General features: G+C 49.7%; 24 protein-coding genes. 19 read left to right on the top strand and 5 right to left on the bottom strand.

Annotated elements, in window-relative coordinates:
* Positions 1-37: 37 nt before the first annotated feature.
* Together OUY18_RS07065 and OUY18_RS07060 are read right to left on the bottom strand one after the other, a co-directional pair.
* Positions 38-622, bottom strand: coding sequence for a DUF1836 domain-containing protein (locus tag OUY18_RS07065; protein ID WP_268058065.1), 585 nt, complete (start codon positions 620-622; stop codon positions 38-40).
* On the bottom strand, positions 619-1,476 hold the full coding sequence (locus OUY18_RS07060) for an AraC family transcriptional regulator (protein WP_268058064.1): 858 nt from the start codon (positions 1,474-1,476) through the stop codon (positions 619-621). Before OUY18_RS07060 ends, OUY18_RS07065 begins: the two co-directional genes overlap by 4 nt.
* Positions 1,477-1,650: 174 nt before the next feature.
* On the opposite strand from OUY18_RS07060, the gene OUY18_RS07055 reads away from it, so the two are divergent.
* The 3 genes from OUY18_RS07055 to OUY18_RS07045 all read left to right on the top strand — a co-directional run bounded on the left by OUY18_RS07055 (position 1,651) and on the right by OUY18_RS07045 (position 5,857).
* Positions 1,651-2,016 (top strand): OadG family protein, encoded by a 366-nt coding sequence (locus OUY18_RS07055; protein ID WP_268058063.1) that lies wholly within the window; start codon positions 1,651-1,653, stop codon positions 2,014-2,016.
* A gap of 45 nt (positions 2,017-2,061) precedes the next feature.
* Complete coding sequence (locus OUY18_RS07050) at positions 2,062-3,303, top strand: sodium ion-translocating decarboxylase subunit beta (protein ID WP_268058062.1); 1,242 nt, start codon at positions 2,062-2,064, stop codon at positions 3,301-3,303.
* Positions 3,304-3,463: 160 nt separating this feature from the next.
* Complete coding sequence (locus OUY18_RS07045; protein WP_268058061.1) at positions 3,464-5,857, top strand: ATP-dependent helicase; 2,394 nt, start codon at positions 3,464-3,466, stop codon at positions 5,855-5,857.
* 72 nt (positions 5,858-5,929) lie between these two features.
* On the opposite strand, the gene OUY18_RS07040 is transcribed toward OUY18_RS07045, so the two are convergent.
* The 3 genes from OUY18_RS07040 to OUY18_RS07030 form a co-directional block, all read right to left on the bottom strand.
* Positions 5,930-6,541, bottom strand: a complete 612-nt coding sequence (locus tag OUY18_RS07040) for a hypothetical protein (protein ID WP_268058060.1) — start codon at positions 6,539-6,541, stop codon at positions 5,930-5,932.
* A 230-nt stretch (positions 6,542-6,771) separates the two neighbouring features.
* On the bottom strand, positions 6,772-7,005 hold the full coding sequence (locus OUY18_RS07035; RefSeq protein ID WP_268058059.1) for a hypothetical protein: 234 nt from the start codon (positions 7,003-7,005) through the stop codon (positions 6,772-6,774).
* Positions 7,006-7,211: 206 nt separating this feature from the next.
* A complete protein-coding gene (locus OUY18_RS07030; protein WP_268058058.1) occupies positions 7,212-8,714 on the bottom strand; it encodes a recombinase family protein in 1,503 nt (500 codons plus the stop codon).
* Between the two features lie 101 nt (positions 8,715-8,815).
* Here OUY18_RS07030 and OUY18_RS07025 point away from each other — a divergent pair, with 101 nt between their 5' ends.
* The 16 genes from OUY18_RS07025 to OUY18_RS06950 all read left to right on the top strand — a co-directional run bounded on the left by OUY18_RS07025 (position 8,816) and on the right by OUY18_RS06950 (position 23,637).
* Entirely contained in the window at positions 8,816-9,055 is a 240-nt protein-coding gene (locus OUY18_RS07025) for a hypothetical protein (RefSeq protein ID WP_268058056.1), read from the top strand.
* On the top strand, positions 9,052-9,204 hold the full coding sequence (locus OUY18_RS07020; RefSeq protein WP_268058055.1) for a hypothetical protein: 153 nt from the start codon (positions 9,052-9,054) through the stop codon (positions 9,202-9,204). Before OUY18_RS07025 ends, OUY18_RS07020 begins: the two co-directional genes overlap by 4 nt.
* Before the next feature lie 634 nt (positions 9,205-9,838).
* Positions 9,839-10,840, top strand: coding sequence for an inorganic phosphate transporter (locus tag OUY18_RS07015; protein WP_268058054.1), 1,002 nt, complete (start codon positions 9,839-9,841; stop codon positions 10,838-10,840).
* A 53-nt stretch (positions 10,841-10,893) separates the two neighbouring features.
* On the top strand, positions 10,894-11,526 hold the full coding sequence (locus OUY18_RS07010) for a DUF47 domain-containing protein (RefSeq protein ID WP_268058053.1): 633 nt from the start codon (positions 10,894-10,896) through the stop codon (positions 11,524-11,526).
* A 145-nt stretch (positions 11,527-11,671) separates the two neighbouring features.
* Positions 11,672-12,442, top strand: coding sequence for an FAD-dependent thymidylate synthase (gene thyX, locus OUY18_RS07005; protein ID WP_268058052.1), 771 nt, complete (start codon positions 11,672-11,674; stop codon positions 12,440-12,442).
* Positions 12,442-13,110 carry a dTMP kinase gene (locus tag OUY18_RS07000; protein WP_268058051.1) on the top strand — a complete coding sequence of 223 codons (669 nt, stop codon included), beginning with the start codon at positions 12,442-12,444 and terminating at the stop codon, positions 13,108-13,110. The genes thyX and OUY18_RS07000 overlap by 1 nt, the downstream gene beginning before the upstream one ends.
* Before the next feature lie 98 nt (positions 13,111-13,208).
* Positions 13,209-14,090 carry a GNAT family N-acetyltransferase gene (locus OUY18_RS06995; RefSeq protein ID WP_268058050.1) on the top strand — a complete coding sequence of 294 codons (882 nt, stop codon included), beginning with the start codon at positions 13,209-13,211 and terminating at the stop codon, positions 14,088-14,090.
* A 17-nt stretch (positions 14,091-14,107) separates the two neighbouring features.
* Positions 14,108-14,644, top strand: a complete 537-nt coding sequence (locus OUY18_RS06990) for a DJ-1 family glyoxalase III (protein WP_268058049.1) — start codon at positions 14,108-14,110, stop codon at positions 14,642-14,644.
* The gene (locus OUY18_RS06985) at positions 14,635-15,237 is read left to right on the top strand and encodes a 5-formyltetrahydrofolate cyclo-ligase (protein ID WP_268058048.1); all 603 of its coding nucleotides are present in this window, start codon (positions 14,635-14,637) and stop codon (positions 15,235-15,237) included. Before OUY18_RS06990 ends, OUY18_RS06985 begins: the two co-directional genes overlap by 10 nt.
* Before the next feature lie 25 nt (positions 15,238-15,262).
* Entirely contained in the window at positions 15,263-16,576 is a 1,314-nt protein-coding gene (mltG, locus tag OUY18_RS06980) for an endolytic transglycosylase MltG (protein WP_268058047.1), read from the top strand.
* 14 nt (positions 16,577-16,590) lie between these two features.
* Positions 16,591-17,814, top strand: a complete 1,224-nt coding sequence (locus OUY18_RS06975; protein ID WP_268058046.1) for a peptidase U32 family protein — start codon at positions 16,591-16,593, stop codon at positions 17,812-17,814.
* Between the two features lie 52 nt (positions 17,815-17,866).
* Positions 17,867-19,459: a peptidoglycan D,D-transpeptidase FtsI family protein gene (locus tag OUY18_RS06970; RefSeq protein WP_268058045.1), complete on the top strand. Its 1,593-nt coding sequence runs from the start codon at positions 17,867-17,869 to the stop codon at positions 19,457-19,459.
* A gap of 255 nt (positions 19,460-19,714) precedes the next feature.
* The gene (locus tag OUY18_RS06965; RefSeq protein ID WP_268058044.1) at positions 19,715-19,963 is read left to right on the top strand and encodes a hypothetical protein; all 249 of its coding nucleotides are present in this window, start codon (positions 19,715-19,717) and stop codon (positions 19,961-19,963) included.
* Between the two features lie 75 nt (positions 19,964-20,038).
* Positions 20,039-22,669: an alanine--tRNA ligase gene (gene alaS / locus OUY18_RS06960; RefSeq protein ID WP_268058043.1), complete on the top strand. Its 2,631-nt coding sequence runs from the start codon at positions 20,039-20,041 to the stop codon at positions 22,667-22,669.
* Positions 22,670-22,713: 44 nt separating this feature from the next.
* On the top strand, positions 22,714-23,052 hold the full coding sequence (locus OUY18_RS06955; protein WP_268058041.1) for a histidine triad nucleotide-binding protein: 339 nt from the start codon (positions 22,714-22,716) through the stop codon (positions 23,050-23,052).
* 36 nt (positions 23,053-23,088) lie between these two features.
* Positions 23,089-23,637, top strand: coding sequence for a phosphoribosyltransferase family protein (locus tag OUY18_RS06950; RefSeq protein ID WP_268058040.1), 549 nt, complete (start codon positions 23,089-23,091; stop codon positions 23,635-23,637).
* The last annotated feature ends 103 nt before the right edge of the window (positions 23,638-23,740 follow it).

Raw genomic sequence — 23,740 nt, 5'->3', positions numbered from 1 at the left:
ACCGCCCTTTTCAGGACGGCCTTCCGGCGGTTTTGGTTTATTTTTCTTTTTTCCCGTTCTTTGCTCTGTCATCCTGCTCTTTTTTCGCCTTTTCATCCGCGGCCGAAAGCTCGCTCAGAATCCTTTCGGCTGCCGTACGGCGGGCGTTTGCTTCAATGGACAGCTCGATGGCGAGCTTTGTCAATTCCGTATCGCCCTGTTCGGCTGTTTGCGCAACGCGTCCGCAGACTTCCTTTATCGCCGCGGAATGCGCGTCACAGAACCGTGCGTACATTTCGTCCTTTCCGGCGTCCTCCAGAAGCGTTTTCAGGAGGAAGGAAATATCCTGAATGGAAAGAACCTGCTTCAGCATGCAGATGACCATCAAAAGCGCCAGATGTTCGCGGGAATACTTTTTTTGCTCGGGGCGGGGAAGAATGCCGTCCTTCACATAATTGTTGATCATGCTGGAAGTCAGAAGGCTTGTGTTTTCGTTCCGCTCAAAAACAGTAAGCTGTTTATTCATATAGGTCAGAACCTGATCCATGTATAAATAGATCTCAGGCAGTCTGTCCCATTCCACTGCGCTGTATTTTTCAATTTGCCCCGCCCATTTTGTAATACGATCGGAAGCTTCGCTCATTTTAAATTCTCCTTTACTTTCTCCGCCCGTTCATAGCCGGCGTAACGGCTGGGAGGTGTGTTCATGTATTTTTTAAATACCCGTGAAAAGTATAATTGATCGGAAAAACCCGCCGAATAGGCCACTTCGCCCACGGACAGGCCGCTGTTTTCCAGCAGTTCGCACGCCTTGTTGATACGGTAGCGCATCAGATATTCGTTCGGCGGCATGGAAATATGCTGCATAAACAGCCGGTATAGATGGCTGCGGCTGATGCCGACGCTGGAAGCGATATCGGTAATACCGATATCGCTGGAATAGTTGTATTCGATAAATTTAATCGCCTTCTGCACGTACTCAAAGCCGCCCGGGTGCTGTTCCGGCGGCGACCCGAACTGATCCATCAGCGCGGCCAGAAAAATCAGAAGGCCGGATTCCATGCGCGCTTCATCGCTTGGCTTCGATCCGGAGGCGTTGCAGACTTTCGTTAACAATTCCTCAAAAAGCGCGTCGTCATCGTAATGAAAAACCGGGCTGCGGTCGAGCAGACCCGTTTGTCCCATCAGCCTTTTTGCGTCGCTTCCGTTAAAGCCGACCCAGCAGTATTCCCACGGGTTTTCGCGGTCTGCGGCGTAATATACGACCTTGGACGGAACCACCAGAAAACCGTCGCCCGCGGACAGATGGTATTCGGTTCCACCGCAGGAAAAAATACCTTTTCCCGAAACGACATAGTGAATCAGATAGTGGTCGCGTACGGCGGGTCCCCATGAATGGCAGGAGCCGCAGCGCTGAACCCCGCAGCTGTATACGGCCAAACCCAGACTGTTATGGAACGGAACGCGGAAAGAACGCCTGAATTCGTCACTTGTCATTCTTTAAAAGCCTCCTGCTGAATAATCTATATAATTTCATTATAATTCGCGGCGAAAGCTTATGCAATAAAAAGAGTACCAAAAAGAATTGAAATAAATTTTTCCATAATGTATAATAATTATAAATAAAAAAATATCAGTTATTGGAATGTTTATTGGAATGGAGGAATAAAATTGAACTTCGATCAAAAAGTACAGCTTTCGATCATCGTTTTACTGACCGGACTTGTTATCGTATTTGTTATGCTGATATTCCTTACGTATTTAATTAAAGGATATAGCGCGATTATTAGGAACATTCACCCGGATGAGAAAACGAAGAATATTCCAAAAGCCGCACCCGCCGCGCAAAAGGCTTTCGTTCCGGTTCCGTCGGTTGAAGCCGGTATCCCGGAAGAAACGGTCGCGGTGATTGCCGCCGCCGTGTACGCTATGTACGGTACGTCCGCCGGAAAAGTACAAAGTATCCGCCGTGCCGTACAGCCGGGACGTTCGTCGTGGAAAATGGCTGGTTTATTGGAGAATACTCGTCCATTTTAACACCGGCTCAGCAGTGGAAGAAATTGGAAGGAGCGGATCTACGATATGGATATTTGGAACGAATTTATCAATTCGGTTGAGGGCATCTTCAAGGCTTCCGGCTTTGTCAGCAACGATTGGCGCAATTATGTTATGATTGCGATATCCGGAATCCTGATTTATCTTGCGATTAAAAAGCAGTTTGAGCCTCTTTTGCTGCTGCCCATTGCGTTTGGCATGCTGCTTGTGAATCTTTACCCCGCCATTATGGCCGCGCCGCAGACCACGATGCAGCTTGTCAGCGATTATCAGGCTGCCCACGGCGGCGCCACGGCAAATTATGCGATGGTAACGATCGGAAACCAGCAGTATTATCAGATTCCGCAGGTGGGCGGGCTGTTTTATTACTTGTATCAGGGCGTCAAGCTTGGAATCTATCCGCCGCTGATTTTCCTTGGAATCGGCGCGATGACCGACTTTGGCCCGCTGATTGCGAACCCGAAGAGCTTTTTGCTTGGCGCGGCAGCGCAGCTCGGTATTTTTACGACCTTTATCGGCGCCATATTCCTGGGCTTTACCGGGAAACAGGCCGGTGCGATCGGCATTATCGGCGGCGCGGACGGCCCGACCGCGATTTTTGTCACCTCAAGGCTTGCGCCGGAGCTGCTGGGGCCTATCGCTGTTGCGGCATATTCCTACATGGCGCTGGTGCCGATTATTCAGCCGCCGATTATGAAGGCTTTGACGACGAAGAAGGAACGGAGCATCGTAATGGAGCAGCTTCGTCCGGTTTCCAAACTGGAACGGATTCTGTTCCCGATTATTGTAACGGTTATCGTTTCGCTTCTTCTGCCGGATGCCTGCCCGCTGGTCGGCATGCTGATGCTTGGAAATCTGTTCCGTGAAAGCGGCGTTGTGGGACGTATTTCCAATACGGCGCAGAATGAACTGATGAACATTATCACCATATTCCTTGGTGTTACCGTTGGCGCTACGGCGACCGGTTCCGTTTTCCTGTCGATGCAGACAATTGAAATCATCATCCTGGGGCTGCTGGCATTCTCCTTTGGCACAGCCGGAGGCGTTCTTTTCGGCAAGCTGATGTGCTGGACTTCCCATGGAAAGGTGAATCCGTTGATCGGCTCCGCGGGCGTTTCGGCCGTTCCGATGGCGGCGCGCGTTTCCCAAAAGGTCGGTCAGGAGGAAAATCCCGGAAACTTCCTTTTAATGCACGCGATGGGGCCGAATGTGTCCGGGGTCATCGGATCTGCGGTAGCCGCGGGTGTTTTGATCAGTATTTTAGGATAAAGAAAATAAAATTCAGCAGGAATACCCGCATGCAAATGCGGGTATTCTTTGATGGTTTCGGTTTGGATTTGCTATTATGCTGAAAATATTGTACAATAAAAAGACACATCAACCATAAATAACGGGCGGGAAGCCGCCTGAATGAATTTCAGGTGAATACATGAACAACATCACTTCGGAGCAGATCCTTGAACTTCGCAGACAGGTTCTGAATAAAGAATTTCACAAAATGAACGACAGACAGCGTGAGGCGGTTTTTAGTGTAAACGGTCCCCTGCTGATTTTAGCCGGCGCCGGAAGCGGGAAAACAACGGTGCTGGTAAACCGTATTGCCAATATCATAAAATACGGAAATGCATACGGCAGCCGTACGGTTCCCGGCGCCTTATCGGATGAGGAGCTGAGTGCCGTCAGGGAGTATATCGACCATGACACGGCCTTGCCGCAGCAGGTAGTGGACCGGCTGTCGGTGGACCCCTGCCTCCCCTGGCAGATTCTGGCGATTACGTTTACGAATAAAGCGGCGGGTGAGCTGAAAAACCGGCTGATCAACATGCTCGGCGAAGCCGGAAACGATATCTGGGCTTCAACGTTCCACTCCACCTGTGCGCGCATGCTTCGCCGGGACGGCGAAAAGCTGGGTTATTCCAGCCATTTCACCATTTATGATACGGACGATTCGCGCCGTATGATGAAAGAATGCCAGAAGGCCCTTGACATCGACGATAAGCTTCTTTCCTGCAAATCCATATTATCCGCCATATCCCACGCAAAAGACAGCATGGTTTTACCGGAAGAGTTTATGAAACAGGCCGGCAGCGACAATCGGCTGTGCCTGATTGCCAAGGCGTACAAGCTTTATCAGACAAGGCTCCGCGAAGCCGACGCGATGGATTTTGATGATCTGATCTGCAATGCGGTGCTTTTACTGGAGAAAAATCAGGATGTTCTTGATCATTATCAAAATAAATTCCATTATGTTATGGTCGATGAATATCAGGATACCAACCATGCGCAGTATATGCTTGTGAAGCTGCTGGCGCAAAAAAGCGGGAACCTTTGCGTTGTCGGCGACGACGACCAGAGCATCTACAAATTCCGCGGCGCAACCATTGAAAATATCCTGAGCTTTGAAAGCACCTTCCCGAACACGAAAGTAATTCGTTTGGAGCAGAATTACCGTTCCACAAAGAATATTTTAAACGCCGCCAACGCGGTAATCGAAAACAATGCCCAGCGCAAGGGAAAAACCTTGTGGACGAATAACAAAACAGGCGAACAGATCAGCGTACATACCGCTTTCAGCGAGCAGGACGAGGCCGATTTCATAGCGAAAAAAGTTTTGTCCGGTGTGGCGGAAGGCCGGAAATATTCCGATTACGCGATTTTATACCGGATGAACTCCCAGTCGAATATCCTTGAAAAAATCTTTGTAAAATCCGGGATACCCTATCGGATTATCGGCGGCCAGCGCTTCTACGAGCGGAAAGAAATCAAGGATATGATCGCTTATTTAAGCGTAATCAATAATCCGAATGATGAGATACGCCTGCGCCGGATTATCAACCAGCCAAAACGTTCCATCGGGGATAAGACGGTTGCGCAGGCGACGGAAATCGCGGCCGGTTTGGGAGAAAGCGTCTTCGAGGTTATCCGGCACGCGGACCAGTACGAGCCTCTTAAGCGCACGGCGCCAAAGCTGCTGCAGTTTGCCGCAATCATGCAGGAACTGATCGACGCGTCGAACGATGAAAATACCAGTCTGAACGAGCTGTATCATCTGATTCTTGATAAAACCGATTATATCGCAAGCCTTTACACCTCTGAAAACGACGACCCGCAGGACCGTATCGACAACATCAACGAACTTGCTTCCAACCTGATAAAATATGAGGAAGAGAACGGCAAGGAGACTTCGCTGGCGGGCTTTTTGGAAGAAGTGTCCCTGATCACCGACATCGATAATTTCGATGAGCATTCCGACAGCGTCGTCATGATGACGATTCATTCCGCAAAAGGTCTGGAGTTCCCGGTCGTATTTCTGCCGGGATTTGAAGACGGCATTTTCCCCGGAATGCAGGCAATTTACAATCCGGTGGAAATCGAGGAGGAGCGCCGCCTTGCCTATGTGGCCATTACCCGGGCCAAGGAGGAGCTTTATATTGTAAATGCCGAGAGCCGCATGATTTTCGGCAGCACCTCCCGAAACAAACCTTCCCGTTTTATAGAAGAAATTCCGGAAGAGCTGGTGGAACGCAGCCGTTCGAGGGAATGGAAGAAGCCGCAGCCGGGCACAAGCCTGCCGACCTCCGCATTTGAGGCGAGGGCGATTACCATGGAATCCGCGCGCAGCTTCGGGCCTTCCAGCCTAATTCACAGCGAACCCCCTGTCGCTCAGTTTAAAGCGGGGGACTGTGTTTCACATAAGACCTTCGGCAAAGGCATGGTGCTTTCCGCTTCACCGATGGGAAACGACACCCTTTTGGAAATTGCCTTTGACAAGGTGGGAACAAAGAAACTGATGGCGAATTTTGCCCGTCTGCAAAGGGCGTAGAATAAAAAACCGTGAAGCCCGTCTGTACAATCAGACGGGCTTCACTTGTTCTCTGCGCACTTTTGCTTCTTTTTATCTGTGGGTACGATCACTGTTGCAGCCGCAGTCACTGACCTTGGGCGGGAAAAACTCGTCGGTCGGAAACTCGATGCGGCGGAACATATCACATGGATCGTCCGATGTAGTGACACATTCTTTTTCCGGGATGCAGAAGTCGTAAGCTGGGATCAACATTTGAACATTTCTGACAATTTGAACAATTGTAAAAATACCGATTGTTACGTAGACGGAACGATTCGATGCAAAGTCAAGCTGTCCGCCGAAGTGCCTGCAAATGCAGTCCGGAATTTGGCAGCAGGCTTCGTTGCAGTGCGACTGGCAGTCGCAGATGCGGGCGGAAAGGCAGATCGGTTCCGCAACCTGGCAGGTTGCTTTGGGAAGCACATCGCCGCCCATTGAATTCTGCCCGACTAACTCTTCCTTTGCACAGTCGGAGCTGAACATCTTTACGTTGCCCTCGCTGCCATACAGAATGACCCTTTTGCTGAATATGGATACACCATTAACAATAGAGGGGCTTGTAGCCAGCGGACAAAATACGTCCACACAAACATCGAAGAAAAAGGTCATGTCTACCGAATAAAAACCCTTGTTAAATGGTACCGGTTCCAGGTCGAGGAACACCGTAATGACTTCGGCGCTTCTCAGCCGGACATTGGTCGCATGTTCAATCAGTTCATTCTTATCCGGTGGGAAATAAACCCTTAAATCTTCAAGGCAGTCTTTATCGGAAGGGTGAACGGGATGGAAGCTTTAAAAATGTATATTCGATATAAATCCCATTGGATATTCTTTGTTAAAACGATTTATCAGTACCCGGTGCGGGGGGTATGTACCAGATAAAAAAGCTCCTGCTATGCCGGCATACTGACGTTCATATGCCGTGCGATCGGAAATTCGTCGATGCTTTCGTAGTCTTTGTATTCCCCCTTTTCGGAAACACCTTCAAAATGAAGAAATGCGGGGTTGTTATATTTGCCGTCGATCTGGTCTGCTATGATGCAAAGTTCCACCAGACCCATGCCGTCCTTTTGAATTTCCCTTACTTTCTCCATTAAGGAATTCGTATCAATGTTAATCTTCTGCATTTTTAAAACATCCTTTCAAAAATTTTTATTTACACAACAATTTGTATTTTAAGAGATATTCTGTAAAATTGCAATAGCGAAAAAAGTCGTAATTTTTGTGTTTTTCAGTTATGTGGAAAAATAGGATATATAAACAAATAATAAAAGCGATTTGAACAAAAATTTATGTATATTTAGATAATATTGAAATGAATCGGAAGATTATATCAGATTTGGAAACCATTTAGGAACGATGATAACGGCTTTAAATAAAGATCCAGGGAAAACTGAGCTGGTTTGGCTCCTTTTTCTTTCTTGTAAACGACCCGGTCGACAAAAGCTTTTATTAACCGGTTTTTTCCCTGCGGCGCTGCCGAATTATACAGCTCCCAAATCGAGATTTCCGATTCGCCTGTTTTTCGGCCGCTTTCTTTCGGGTCACGGAACAGAGCACTTTTATTTTTTCCCAGTTTTTCTCTCCTTTCTTCTAACAGGGAAATTCGTGTGTGATAGGTGTTTTCATCATAGATTCCCTGCTCCAATAAATCATGCAGCCGGTTGATCTGATACTCTGTTGTCCGGATTTCCGATTCAAATGCCTTTTGGATGATCTTGTTGTCCCCGAAGGCCCGCGGCGACTTTTCCTGTTTCACTTTCCATTCTTTAAACATCTCTTCTAATGCGTTTACAACCGCTTCCTCCACGAGCAAAAGGGAAGAAGACGCCATGCAGCCGGTCTTCTGGCAAAGCAAATACGGGCGGCCCCGCACAACCTGCCGCTGCATTAACGCGCCGCAGTGTGCGCAGTATAGAAGGCCGGCAAGGGGATTTTCGATTACACCGGTATTGGAAGGCGGACGGTTCCGCCCCGCCGAGATTTTCTGGGCCTGTTCAAACAGTTCCCGGCTGATAATAGGCGGGTGGATGCCGTTTACAACCGTCCATTTTTCCCTTGGGTTGCAGATGGTGATCTGCTTTGCATTGCCCCTTGCCCCTTTTCGAATCTGCGTTTTTCGATTCCAGGCAATCAGCCCGATATAGACAGGATTATGAATGATTTTCATAATGGAGGTTCGTCCGAACCGATCGGAACGCCGGGGCTTCGCACCCATCAGATAAATCGTATCCGCAATCTTTTGGCATCCCCAGCCTTTCTGCACATACATTTCAAAAATCAGCCGGACAAAACGCGCCTCCTCTTCGTTTACGGAAAGGGTGGGACGTTTATCGACCGTTGTTTTACGGTATCCGTAAGGCGCGTTTGCAATATAACACCCGTCCTCGATGGATTTCCGGATTCCGCGCTGCAGGCGGCGTTTGATGGCTTTCAGTTCCTGACGGGCCATGAAGGTTTCGAATTCGGAAAATGTTTCGTCTGTTTCAATATTTAAATCGTAGGTTTTATTCGGCGTAATAATTTTGGTGTTTGCATTTTTAAAGGTTTCCAGAATGATTCCCTGATCGCTCATTGCGCCGCGGCCCAGCCGGTCGATATCCATGCAAAGGATGCCGTCGTAGCTTCCTGCCTCAACATCGGACAGCAGTTTCAGCATTTGGGGGCGTGCGTATAACGATTCTCCGGATACAACCTCCTCGTAAATCTCCTGAATATTCAGGTCGTTTTTTTCGGCAAATTCCAAAAGGGTTTCCCTATGTCTTTTCAGAGTTTCCTCAATGGAATCGCTGCATTCTTCCGCGCGGCTCTTGCGCAGATAAATGGCAATATTCATTCTTTCACCCGCTTTATAAGTTCATTTGCATCATCCGGCCGGAAAAGGACCCGAGAAAGAAAAGGAATAAAAGCATACGGCAAATCAGGCGATCATATTTTATGAATGAGGTGATCACCATGCGTGACGCGGGAAATCCAAGCGTAACCGTTCATCTGCGTTCCGGAACGACAGCCGAAGCACAACGGAACCGGGAGGAACTGCGGCGCGCTGCCGAATGGGTATGCGGTGAAGCAAACGGTTACCTGATAAAGGCAACAATTGACTGGAACGGTGCGCAAATGCCCGAATCGGGCGAAACACCGGCCAATGCTGTCCGGGAAGGGGGGATAACGAAATGATCGGCATGCCGTGCAAAAAGTGCAAGAGCGGTTTTAACAACCGAACCTGCCGGCGGTTCTGTTCGGCGTATAAACGCGCTTTTCATCGTGACGTTGAGCGGCAGCTTGATGAATACCTGTTCCGGCGGCTCGCCCGGTTCACGAAATAAAAGCGAAAGCGGCGGCTTTTCTCTTATCCACTTTAAAAATGTATGAGTAATCTGCAAAAAAATGACTGTATGGCTTCGGATTGATCCGCAGCCGGACAGTTTCAAGAAGAACGGAGCAGTTCTCCGAATCCGGAACTGCTCCGTTCTTCTTTTGCTTTTTCACGGTTTCCATCCCGATGCGTGCAGTTCGCTGCATGAATCATAAACACGTAACCCGTCTATGCATACAGCTTCATTGAAAGTTCCGTTGTTTTGAACGTTTGTGCTGTTTTCCGAGCAATTTCCATCCATAGAATATCCTCCTTTATTCCAGTTGTTGAATTCTTGATTCTCTATACTATTTTATGGTAGGTGTTTCATTGTGTTACAGAAATATTTTCTGATTATAAGTATATTACTGAAAATAGGATAAGAACTTTTAAATGATTATATAATCATTTTTATATAGTAATATTAATCATTAAAATATATTAATAATCCTTTTTAAATGAACAATAAGTACAAAATGCAAATCTATTTTGTTCATTAATTCGTCTTTTTACAATTTTTTTTCTGTTTCTATTTTGTTACGATTCTGTTATAATTATGTTAATGAAAAGGACAATCAAATATGACTACGAAATGAGGTTGTTAAATGTCACCGGCACTTTTCGTGGCACTTATACTTGTGTGCGCTTCGATTTTTGTCAATGGTTGGACGGATGCGCCCAATGCGATTGCAACGGTTGTTTCAACCAGGGTTCTTTCTCCGAGGGTGGCCGTTGTAATGGCTACGATCTTTAATTTGGTCGGCATCATGTGCTTCGGCTCGGCCGTAGCCAGCACCATCGCAAACCTGGTCGATGTCGGCACCGGCTCGAATCCGCTTATCGCTATTTGCGCCGCGCAGCTTTCCATTGTTATCTGGTCCGTTTCCGCTTGGCGGTTCGGCATTCCCACCAGTGAAAGCCATGCGCTGATTGCCGGGCTTATGGGCTCCGGCATTGCTTATAACGGGCTTTCCGCTTTTAAACTGGCTGAATTTGAAAAAGTGCTGTGGGGCATTTTTATCTCAACCTTTGTCGGGTTTATCGCAGCTTACCTGGTTACAAAGCTGATCGGTTACCTGTTCCGCCGCGTAAAACGTGCAAAAGCAAACCGCTTCTTTTCGATCGGTCAAATTGCTTCCGCCGCTTTAATGGCTACAAGCCACGGTGCGCAGGACGGCCAGAAGTTCATGGGCGTCTTTGTATTGGTTATTTTGCTGGCACATAATCAGCCGATTCCTTCTACGGTTCACATCGATGTTTGGATTATGCTTCTGTGTTCGCTTGTTATGGCGATCGGAACGTCAATCGGAGGCTACCGCATTATTAAAACGATGGGAGTCGACATGGTTAAACTCGAAAAATATCAGGGCTTTTCCGCTGAGATCGTCGCTTCCCTCTGTATGCTGATTACGACGGTGAAATCCGGGATACCGCTTTCCACAACAAACACAAAAGGAACGGCTATGATGGGCGCGGGCGCCGCAAGGCGGTTTTCCGATGTAAACTGGAGTATCGCCAAGGAAATGGTGATGGCGTGGGTGCTCACTTTCCCGGCCTGCATGATTCTTGGTTACGTTATGACCAAACTGTTTATACTCATATTTTGATATAATATGTAGAGAATAAATAATCTGTTATTATTGAAGGGTAAGGGAATGTTATGAGTAATTTTTTTTCTAAAGGGCCGGACTATTTTGAATTGTTTGAAAAGGGCATCGGTATTTCGTGCAAAGCTGCAAAAGTGCTTCAAACCTCGTTTACGGGAGGACCAATCGATAAGAAAGAAATCCTCCAGCTCAAAGAAATCGAGCATGAGGGCGACCGGCACGTCCACTTTTGTTCCAACCTGATTGCAGATTCCTTTATTACGCCGCTGGACCGTTCCGACATGATGGCGATGGTTGGTGCAATTGAGGCGATCACCGACAGCATCGACGATATCGGCAATCAGATTTATATGATGCATATAACCAAGGGCAACGATGTTACGGTGAAAATGGTGGACCTGATTGTAAAAAGCTGCGAAGGACTTCAGGAATTAATGAATGAGTTTGAGCAGTATAAAAAGAATTATAAAACAATCAAAGAGAAGACCGTTTACGTTAACCATCTTGAAGAAGAGGGTGACGCGATTTTCAGCGAGGCGATGCGCGATCTTTTCGATCCCAAAAATAAAATGGAAATGATCGATGTCATCCGTTTGCAGAATTTATATAATACGCTGGAAAGTTCCCTGGATTATTGCGAAGACGTTGCCGATATTGTGGAGCGGATTATCATTTCAAATACTTAAAACAGAAATATCCGAGGCTCACCTTTTGTTTGGGTGGGCTTTTCTTTATGCACTTTGGAGCCCTTTATTTTATATTGAACAGTATACGATAGTTTGCTATAATACTAGTATTACCGACTAAAATGTAAAAAAAGGGGAAAGACTCATGGCAAAGGTAACTTTGATTACATATACTCCAAATCCGGAAAAAACGATTGCGCAGGCGGCAAAGCTCTGCTATTCTCCCGCTTCGATCGATACGATATCCGAAGGCCTGACGGAGGAAAAGACGGCTTCCTTTGTTGACATGCTTTCGGAAATCGGGCATGAAAGCCCGATTGAACACGCTTCCTTTACGTTTGGAATCGAGGGCGTTTCCCGTTCCTTTTTAGCGCAGATTACACGCCACCGCATTGCCTCTTACAGTGTGCAAAGCCAGCGTTATGTAACCGAATCGCATTTTGAATATGTGATTCCTCCCGAAATCGAAGCGATTCCGGAGGCGAAGGCGGAATTTCTTGCCGCTATGGAGGAAGATCAGCGCCACTATGAGAATCTGACGGCGCTGCTGAAGGAAAAACATAAGAAAGAACTGCTTGCATCCGGATTGGATGAAAAGTCGGCCGACCGCGCCGCACAGAAACAATCCATTGAAGATGCGCGTTTTGTGCTGCCGAATGCATGCGATACAAAAATGATCTGCACTTTTAACGCGCGCTCGTTACAGCATTTCTTTTCTCTCCGCTGCTGCAACCGCGCCCAGTGGGAAATCCGCGGCGTTGCCGTGGAAATGCTGCGTCTGGCGCGCGGCGCGGCTCCGCATCTGTTTAAGAACAGCGGTCCGGCGTGCCTTCTCGGAGCCTGCCCCGAAGGAAAAATGTCCTGCGGAAAAAGCAAAGAGGTGCGAGAGTTTTTTAATGGAATAGGGGAAAACTGATGAATGGAAGATTAATCGCAATGGAAGGGCTGGACGGCAGCGGCAAGGCTACCCAGACGGGGCTGCTTTGCAAAGCTCTTTCGGAGCAGGGCGTGAAACCGCGCCGCGTTTCCTTTCCGGATTACGACGAACCTTCGTCCGCTTTGGTTAAGATGTACCTGAACGGCGAGTTTGGAACGAATCCCGATGACGTCAACGCTTATGCCGCTTCTTCTTTTTACGCGGTAGACCGGTTCGCCAGTTACCAGCGGTTCTGGAAACAGGATTATCAGAACGGCGCTTTCATTGTCGCCGACCGCTATACCACTTCGAATATTGTTTTTCAGCTTTCCAAATTGCCAAAAGAGCAATGGGATTCTTTTATAGACTGGCTGGAGGATTACGAATACGGCAAGCTGGGGCTTCCGCGGCCGGATCTGACGATTTATCTCAGCATGCCGCTGGAAGTCTCCCAAAAGCTCCTGACCGGCCGTTATCACGGAAATGAGAGCAAAAAGGATATCCATGAGAGCAACGGGGCTTATCTTGCCGCCTGTCATGAAAGCGCGGTCTATGCCGCGCAGCGTTTAAACTGGAAAATCATCCGCTGTGCGCAGGGGGAAAATCCAAAGGCAGTGGAGGAAATTCATGAAGAAGTGATGCAAAGGGTGACGGAGGCAATGCGGTAAAGAATATTTTTCAGACAGATGACAAAGATGCTTACTGCGCTGCCTGTGCTTAAAGTTCGGTCACCGTTTGTCATTTGTCATCTCTGGGGTGTTATGGTATGATTTGTTTTGCCGATTGGGGGATGCGCGGGGAACTTGCCCGAATATGGGAAACCTGCTTTCAGGAACCGCCGCGTCCGGCAAAGTTCTTTTTAAATAATCGTTTTCGGCCGCAGAACTGCCTGGTTTATCATACAACCAGGGGAATCGCTTCTGTGGTTTATCTGCTCCCTGTTTCTATTTCCACGGGTAAGAAGCCGGTACAGGCGCATTATATTTATGCGGCGGCAACGCTGCCCGCTTACCGGGGCCGCGGCTATATGGCGGCTCTTCTGGCCGCCGCCGCGCTGGTCGGCGCGAAACGGGGCGATCAGTATTCGGCCGTACTGCCGGCAACGCCGCAGCTTTACGGCTTCTATCAAAGAGCGGACTATACTCCTTTTTTTAAAGTCAGCCATTATACCGTATCGCGGGAAACCATGCGAACGCTTGCCAATCCGGGCGGTCCTTCGAAGGTGCTTTTTACCTACCAGCAACTGAATTCGGTTCGGAATGAAGCCCTGCTTCGGCGGACTGGAAGCGTTTTATGGAGCGATGCATCCTTCGCTTTTGCGCAGGGGATGGGAAAGGTTTACGGTGACCGGATGATCTGTGCCCGGTCCGGGAATCGGCCCGCCTATGCTTTTTGCCGCAGAACGGAGCAGAATTCCTGCCTGATTCTGGAACTGATGGCAGGCAGGGATACGATGCGGAATCTGGCTGCCGGTATTCTCAATAATATGCCGGCTGAACAATATATCTTCCGGCTGCCGGCGTTCAGTACGCTGGGGCGAAAAGGCAGCGTTACGGATTTCGGTATGATCAAACCAATCGGGGGCTCCACGATACGCCAGATCGGACAGGATACGGACATGCCCTATCTTGGACTTCCGCTTGATTAATTTAGGAGGTTTCTGTTATGATCTATCTTTTTCTTGCAAATGGGTTTGAGGAAATCGAGGCGTTGGCAACCGTTGACGTATTACGCCGCGCCGGTTTGGAGCTGGTTACCGTCGGCGTGGGCGGGAAAAGAATCACCGGCGCGCATAAAATCGAAGTAACCGCCGATCGGGAAGAGAAGGATGTTTCTTTGAACGGTCTGGATATGGTCATTCTGCCGGGCGGTCCGGGCACGCCGAATTTGGAAGGGTCGAAGGTCGTTTGCGAAACGGTTCGTTATTGCGCGGACCATAAGAAATACATTGCGGCGATCTGCGCGGCTCCGTCCGTTCTGGGGCACATGGGGCTGTTAAAGGAACATGCCGCGTGCTGCTTCCCGGGCTATGAAACGGAGCTGAATGCAAAAACCGTTTCCATGGACCCCGTCTGCGTCAGCGGAAAAATTATTACGGCGCGGGGTGCGGGCGTAGCGGTGGAGTTTGCCCTGGCCATCGTCGGGGAGTTGTTAGGTTCCGAAAAATCAAAGTCGCTTAGGAAGTCGATGCAATGTATATAAAAAACATCAAAGAAATAAAAATGAATCTGCGCGCGCGTTACCGGCAGTTCCGCGGGCGGCTGAGTGAAGAACAGAAAAGCGGTATGGATTCCAACATCCAAAGCCGGCTCCTTGCGCTGCGGGAATATGCGGGCGCGGATACCATGTTTACTTATGTCAGCAAACCCATTGAGGTTGACACGATTGCGCTGATTAAAACCGCGTTTGCCGACCATAAAAAGGTTGCCGTGCCGAGGTGTATTCCGGATACATATGACATGGAATTTTTCTATATTACTTCTCTTGATGATCTGGAAAGAGGCAACTTTGGCGTTTTGGAACCGATTCTGTCCAAATGCCGGAAGGTAACGGATTTTTCAAAAGGATTCTGCATTGTACCGGGACTCAGTTTTGACTCGCAGGGTTATCGTCTTGGATACGGAAAGGGCTATTACGACCGTTTCCTTGCCGGTTTTGGCGGAACAACGGTCGGTATCTGCTATTCCGGCTGTGTGCAGTGGAATTTGCCCCACGGCTATTATGATAAACCCGTGGATATTTTGATTACCGAAAAGTACATTCGGCGAATGGCAAATCAAAGAACAGACGGCTGAAATGCATTTATAGGAGGTTGTATCCATGAATGATGACAGGGACCCAAAAGGTTACCATCAGAAAAGGGTGCAGAATTTTAAACTGAATATAAAGGACGAGGATTTTTATGGGGCGCCGGGGGAAAATTTTTCTTCCGATCCGCCGGACGGCGGGGAAGACGCCCGGAATCAAAATGTGCTCAACAGTTACAGCGACCCCCGTGCGGCGCGCGAGGCGAAGCTTTCGCAAAGTGAAGCCGCTATCCGTGCCGAGCGCGCCCACCAGGCCCGCAACCTGGAAAAAGGAAGAAAGAATAAGAACTTCTTTCGCTTTTTCTGGATTATCATGGTGCTTTTTATTTCCGTGCTGCTTGCGCAGTATATGATTACGGGAATTAACGACATGCTCGCAATCGGAAAAGAAAAGGTGAGCGTAACGGTTGAAATTCCGAAAAAAGCGACTTCGGCGCAGGTTGCGGATATTTTAAAGGATGCGGGAGTGATTCGGGATACCAACTTCTTTGCGCTGTATTCCAGGCTGACCAAAGCGGACGGAAGTTACACGAACGGCAGCTATAAAATCGATACGAATCTGGATTATCAGGCGATTATCACCACCCTGCAGTCCAACCTGAACCGCATCGATACGATTAAAGTAACGCTCAAAGAAGGGATGAATGTTTCCGAAATGGCGGCGCTATTTGAAAAGCAGAATGTTTGCAGCGCAAAGGACTTTCTTGCCGCCGTAAATTCGAATGATTTTGACAGCAGCTTTGAAATTATCAAGGCGATTTCCAACGGGAAAGACCGGTATTACAAACTGGAAGGCTATCTGTTCCCGGATACCTATGATTTTTATAAGGATGAAGATCCGAAACAGGTTGTCAAAAAGCTTCTGAACAATTGCAGCAAGAAGCTGACGAAACAGATTCAGGATCAGGCGACGGCGAAAAACATGTCGCTGGATCAGGTGATGACGCTGGCTTCCATGATACAGGCCGAAGCGGCGGATAAAGAGGATATGTACAAAGTATCATCGGTATTTCTCAACCGCCTTGCAAAGAACGAGGGCGACCTTCAGCGCCTGCGTTCCGACCCGACAACCTATTATCCTTATCGCACGAAGGACGCGGTTCCGTCCAACCTCCGTTCCACTTATAAGAGCCGTTACGATACCTATACGATCAAGGGCCTGCCGCCGGGGCCGATCTGCAATCCGGGTATGGATGCGATTGACGCGGCGCTGAATCCCGCCAATACCAACTACCTCTATTTCTGCCACGATAAAAACGGCAAGGCCTATTATGCGACGACGAACGCAAAGCACGAGGCGAATTTAAGAAAAGCGGGACTGAAATAATTGGAGGGGAAAATTTGAAAGACGAAAGCAATCGCGTCGAACTGTTGTCGCCGGTCGGCGACAGGGAACGGCTGGACGCGGCGATTGAATTTGGAGCGGACGCGGTTTATCTTGCCGGGCAGGAGTTCGGTATGCGCACGGCCCCTTCTAACTTCAGCCGCGAAGAATTGGAGAAAGCGGTTCGGCTGGCGCATAAAAAGAATGTGAAGGTCTATCTCACCTGCAATACCGTTCCCCATAACGAGGAGCTTGCCCGCCTTCCGGACTTTCTGCGGTTTACGCAGTCCATTGGAATTGACGCGCTGATTATTGCGGATTTCGGCGTGATGAGCATGGCGAAAACCTATGCGCCGAACGTGGCGATTCACATGTCCACCCAGACGGGAATCGCGAATTACGCCGCCGCGCGGGAACTGTACAATCTGGGCGCTTCGCGGGTCGTTCTTGCACGGGAACTGAATTTGGAAGAAATTGCGGAAATCCGCGCGAAAACACCGAAGGAACTGGAAATCGAAGCCTTTGTCCACGGCGCCATGTGTGTTTCCTTTTCCGGGCGCTGCCTGCTGTCCAGTTATCTTACCGGGCGCGACGCGAACCGCGGGGACTGCGCGCAGCCCTGCCGCTGGGAATATGCGCTGGTGGAATCCAAGCGCCCCGGGCAGTATATGCCGGTTTTTGAAGATAAAAACGGTACCTATATCCTGAATTCAAAGGATATGTGTATGATCGAGCATCTTCCGGAGCTGATTCGGGCCGGCGTAACCAGCCTGAAAATTGAGGGCAGGGCGAAATCGGCCTACTATGTTTCGGTTGTTACGAACGCTTACCGAAACGCCATTGACGAATATTACCGCCATCCGGAGCAAAAGGTTTCCCCATGGATTGTGGAAGAGCTGAATAAAATCAGCCACCGCGAATACAGCACCGGTTTTTACTTTGGAAATGAGCCGGGTCAGGTCTATGAGAACGGCGGTTATGTGCGGGAATATGATGTGATCGCCGTCTGCGAGAAATACGAAAACGGCGTTGCCACGCTGTCCCAGCGGAACCGCTTTTTCAAAGGCGATACCGCCGACGTTCTGGAAAAAGGGAGGGAGCCTTACCTTCTGACGCTGAATGAGCTGTTTGATGAAAATTGGAATCCGATCGATTCCGCGCCCCATGCCATGATGACTGTGTATTATAAAACGGACCGCCCGATTGCAAAGGGCGCAATCCTGCGTAAGAAACGGCTATAATGTATAAGAATCCCCCGTATTGGGAATCCTATCCAATACGGGGGAATTTTTTATGGAAAAAAGAACGGTTGTTTTTTTTGCAATCCTGATGATGTGCATGTTTTTGAGCATATTAAGTATCTTTTCCGTATCCAGCGGAGCGCGGCTTGCGGCGACCGCCAATAATCAGAGCAGTTATAAGCTTGTCCTTGCGAAAACAAGAGGTACGATTTACGACTGCCATAAAGTTCCGTTTACAAGGTCGGGAAACGAGTATGTGGCCGCGGTTTCGCCCAGTGTGGAAGGCGCCGCGGCGCTCAGTAAAACCCTGTCTGAAAAAGAAATGGAAGAAATTTATCCGTCTTTAACAGCGGGAAAGCCTTTCGCGCTGAAACTGCCGGGAAATCTGAACGCGCCCGGAATTGACGTGTTCCGCCTCAATACCCGCTATCATGAAAAACAGACGGCCGCGCATATTATCGGCTATCTGGACGGCACCGGGGCGGGCACGACGGGGATCGAGAAAGCGTTTAATGAGCAGCTTACGAAAAATCAGGGGGAAATTTCCGTCACCTACCGGGTGGACGCCCTGAACCGGGTGCTACAGGGGGAAAGTAAAAAAATCAGCGATACCTCCTATCTGGAAAACAGGGGCGTCGTGCTGACGATTGATAAAAAAATTCAGGAGTCGGCGGAGCAGGCGGCTGAAAAATATCTTACCAAAGGCGCGGTTGTCGTTACGGAGGTTCCTTCCTGTAAAATCCGGGCCATGGTGAGCCTTCCGACTTTTTCACCGAATCATATTGCGGATGCCCTGAAATCGGAGGATTCTCCGCTGATGAACCGCTGTCTTTCCGCTTATAACGTCGGCTCTGTTTTTAAGATTGTCTCCGCCGCATCTGCTCTGGAGTACGGGATATCGCCGGATACCCCATACACTTGTACCGGTTCTATCGATGTATATGGCGGGTTGTGCCACTGCTTCAACGGGGAAAGCCACGGCGCTGAAACAATGAAAAAAGCGATTGCCCAGTCCTGCAACACATACTTTGTCAATATTATGCAGCAAGTGCCGCAGGCGCAGTTCCTGTTGATGGCGCAGAACATGGGATTTGGGCATGCCTTCGAAATCGCACCCGGAATCTCCTCCTCCGAGGGAAATATGCCGACGCTGGAAAGCCTGAGTATTCCGCGCGCTCTTGCGAATTTTTCCTTCGGTCAGGGCGACCTTACCGCAACGCCCCTGCAAATCACCGCGATGGTCAATACCGTTGCAAGCGGCGGAAAATTTACGGCGCCGAGCCTTTATGAAGGTTTTGTGGATGAAAATCTGAAATACACGTCGAAAGCGCCGGAACAAAAAAGTACGCAGGTGCTTTCCGACAGAACGGTGGAATTGCTTCGCGATTTTATGAAGGAATCCATAGAAACCGGTACCAGCAAAAAAGGAAAACCGACAACGGGCGGGGCGGGTGCAAAGACCGCCACTGCGCAGACAGGAAAATATGTAAACGGCGTGGAAACGGTGGAATCATGGTTTGCGGGATTTTACCCCTATGAAAACCCGAAATATGTGATTACCGTTTTTGCCGAAGGCGGCACCGGCGGCGGCGCAACCTGCGGCCCGGTGTTCAGGCAGATTGCCGATGAACTTGCCAAAAAATAAGACGCACAGCGTCTTTTGCCGTTTCCCCCGCGCCCGCATAAGCGGTCGCTCCTCCACGGAATTGTTACAGAAAGCCCTCTGTTCGTCCATCTTTGCAGGTTATGGTCACATACAGCAAGTATGCTCCTTCATTTACCGCGCTTACCGCCTTGGCGCAATTTCCCGTCGGCAGACAAGTTTTCCGGTACTCAAGTCTTTCTCTGTCAAATTTATTGACAAGAGGAAGAATCCGGTTTATAATCAGGATGAAATTCAATGTGCATTTTTGGGCTGCTTTCGAAACGGGCGGTCGGAAATGTAATGGCGTTTAAGGGTACGAACGCGTCGGTTACTGCAAAAGAGAGGGAATCCCCGGCTGAAAGATTTCCGCATCGCCCGGCGCTTGAGCCAACCCCCAGCCCTGCGGCGACGAGCCGCGGCGTTCCCCGCGTTAAGGGATTCAAGCGGCGCGGCAGCGCAATTTGGGTGGTACCACGGATTTCTCCGTCCCATTGTGGATGGTGAAGTCTATTTTTTTTGCGGCGCGCTGAACAAATATGTTAATTATTTTTGCCTGACAGGCGGAATGGAGTTATTGCAATGGAATGGACTGGTTTGAACGAACTGCGCGAAAAATATCTGTCGTTTTTTGAATCGAAAGGGCATTTGCGCCTGCAAAGCTTTTCGCTGATACCGAAGGACGACAACAGCCTTTTGCTGATTAATTCCGGCATGGCGCCGATGAAGAAATATTTTACCGGCGAGGTAACTCCGCCCCGTAAAAGGGTGACCACCTGCCAGAAATGCATCCGTACGCCGGACATTGAGCGCGTCGGCATTACCGCGCGCCACGGCACGTATTTTGAAATGCTCGGGAATTTTTCTTTCGGAGATTATTTCAAGCATGAAGCGACCGCATGGGCGTGGGAATTCTGCACAAAGGTTTTGGAGATGCCCGTCGACCGGCTTTGGGTTACGATTTATACCGACGACGACGAAGCGTTTGAAATCTGGACGAAGGAAGTCGGCGTCGACCCGTCCCGCATTGTCCGCATGGGCAAGGAGGACAATTTCTGGGAGCATGGCTCCGGCCCCTGCGGCCCGTGCTCGGAAATCTACTTTGACCGCGGAGAGCAGTACGGCTGCGGTTCCCCAACCTGCGGCGTGGGCTGCGACTGCGACCGCTACGTCGAGTTCTGGAACGTCGTGTTCTCCCAGTTCAACAGCGACGGCAAGGGAAATTATCCGCCGATGGAGCATCCGAATATCGATACCGGAATGGGCTTGGAGCGCCTTGCCTGCATTATGCAGAACGTGGACAACCTGTTCCTTGTCGATACCGTTCAGAATATCATGAAACATATCTGCCGCATTGCAGACGTGAAATACGGCGACGACCCGAAAAAGGATATCTCTTTGCGCGTCATCACCGACCATATCCGCAGTACCACCTTTATGATCGGCGACGGCGTCATGCCTTCGAACGAGGGCAGGGGCTACGTGCTGCGCCGTCTGCTGCGCCGTGCCGCGCGGCACGGGCGTTTGCTCGGCATTCACCGTACGTTCCTTTCCGAGGTTGCCAATACGGTCATTGACGAGAATAAGAACGCATATCCGGAACTGAATGAAAAGCGCGCCATGATTGTGAAACTGATCAGCGTGGAGGAGGAAAGCTTTGCGAAAACCATCGATCAGGGCCTCCAGCTTTTAAATACGTATATTGAAAACGCTCACAAAAAGATCTTTTCCGGCGCGGATGCGTTCCGCCTCAGCGATACCTACGGTTTCCCGATTGACCTTACCAAAGAAATCGTTGCCGAGCGCGGCATGACGGTTCACGAGGAAGAATTCAAACGGCTGATGCTGGAACAGCGCGAACGTGCCCGCGCGGCGAGAAAGAACGCCGGCGCGGATGCATGGGAGGGCGAAAGCGACCTTCTCGACGGGGTTCCGGAAACGGAGTTCCTTGGCTACGGCGAGTTTGAAACGACCGCGAAAGTAATCGCCATCATCCGGGACGGCGAACGTGCACAGTCCGCGACGGCGGGCGATGAAATCGTTCTGGTGCTGGATAAAACGACGTTCTACGCGGAAAGCGGCGGACAGGTCGGCGATATCGGAACGGTCGAGTCCGGCGACGCGATTCTGGAAATCAGGGATACGACCAAAAACCATGCGAAAAATTATCTCCATCACGCCGTGGTTTCCGCCGGGGAAATCCGTGTCGGGGAAGAAGTCAAAGTATCTGTAAATAAAGAAAACCGCCTTGCGGTTATGCGCAACCATACCGCCGCGCATCTGCTACAGGCTTCCCTGCGCAAGGTTTTGGGCAATCATGTGGAGCAGGCCGGTCAGCTTGTAAACGAAAAGCATGTCCGTTTCGACTTTACCCATTTCTCCGCTTTAACAAAAGAGGAATTGCAGAGGGTGGAAGCCCTTGTCAATCTGGTCATTTTAAGCGGCACACCGGTAGAATGCCGTGAAATGGCGATTGAAGAAGCGAAGAAGCTTGGCGCGATGGCGCTGTTCGGCGAAAAATACGGGAAGGTTGTCCGCGTGGTTTCCGTCGGCGATTTCTCCAAGGAATTCTGCGGCGGTACGCATATAGACAATACTTCGAAAATCGGCCTGTTCAAGATTGTGTCGGAAAGTTCCGTTGCCGCCGGTGTCCGCCGTATTGAGGGCGTTACGGGAACAGGCGTGCTTTCGCTCCTGAATACAACTTTACAGGAAATGGAAGATGCGGCGGCGGCGCTGAAGCTGAATAATTCCTCCGAGCTTGTGCAGAGAGCGGGACAGCTTTCCGCCGAACTGAAGGAGAAAGACAAGACGATTGAAGCCCTGAACTCCAAACTCGCGGCCATCCGGATGGACAGCCTGATTGCGGGCGCCAAAGAAGTGAACGGCGTTCAGGTGATTACGGCGGTGATTCCCGGTGCTCAGCCGGACGCCCTTCGTGTCATGTGCGACAAAGCGCGTGATTTTTCACCCAATATGGTGGCCGTACTGGCCGGAACCCACGACGGGAAGGCAAATATCGCCGCCTGCGTTGCGAAAGAAGCGCTCGCAAAGGGCGTAAATGCCGGACAGATTGTCCGCCAGGTGGCGCAGCTTGCGGGCGGAAACGGCGGCGGCAGGCCGGACAGCGCCATGGCCGGGGCGAAAGATCTTTCAAAGCTGGACGGGGCACTTGCTCAAGTAGAAAAAATGGTTGCGAATATGCTTCATTAATACTATAATGAATCTGTTGTATTGCCAATAAAGGAGGTGTCAGTATGGACTGTGTATTTTGTAAAATTGCAAATGGGGAAATACCGAGTAAAAAAGCATATGAAGACGACAAAGTGCTTGCGTTTTACGATCTTGACCCGCAGGCGCCGGTGCATATACTGATTATTCCAAAAGAACATATTCAGTCTGTGGAAGAAATTACTCCGCAGAACAGCGCGATTGTCGCTCATATTTTTGAAGTGGCGGCAAAGCTGGCGAAAGAAAACAATCTAACGAACGGATTCCGTGTTGTCAGCAATGTTGGAAAAGACGGCGGACAAAGTGTTCCTCATCTGCATTTTCATCTGCTTGGCGGGCGCTCGATGAAGTGGCCTCCGGGCTGATTTTCCGAATGATTTTATTCTGAAAGGTCGATAACAATGGAAGAGTATTATAAGATGACGATTGCGGGCTGCGAGCGGAGTCTTCCGATCTGCCCGATCAGCGACACGCTGGACATTGCGGGATTTGTCATGCTCGGCGATGTGGAAATTACTGAAAAGACCGCGGCGGCGCTTCTTGCAAAATGCCCGGAGCATGATGTGGTGGTCACCGCGGAAACAAAGGGAATCCCGCTTTGCTATGAAATGGCGCGCCAGGGATGCCGCCGTTATATCGTGGCGCGCAAGAGCATAAAAGCGTATATGCGCAATCCGATCCATGTTGAGGTAAAGTCGATTACAACGGATCATGTGCAGAAGCTGTACCTTGCGGAGGACGATTACAAGGGACTGAACGGCAAACGTGTGCTGATTGTGGACGACGTAATCAGCACCGGCGAATCGCTTGCCGCCATGGAAGACCTTGTCGGGCAGTTCGGCGGCAAAATTGTGGGCCGTGCCTGCGTACTGGCCGAAGGCGACGCGAAAGACCGGGACGACATTATCTATCTGGAACCCCTGCCCCTCTTCTTTAAAGACAAGAAGTAGTATTTGAATATTAGCCTGTTTCGCATATACATAAAGACGCCGCACCTTAACCGATATGCTTTTGAAAAGCGGAAAACGGACTATTCAATTCAAAATTCGGAGG

The sequence above is a fragment of the Caproiciproducens galactitolivorans genome, from assembly GCF_026672255.1.
GTDB classification, from domain to species: Bacteria; Bacillota; Clostridia; order Oscillospirales; family Acutalibacteraceae; genus Caproiciproducens; species Caproiciproducens galactitolivorans_A.
This window is presented reverse-complemented; position numbering and strand designations above follow the sequence as displayed.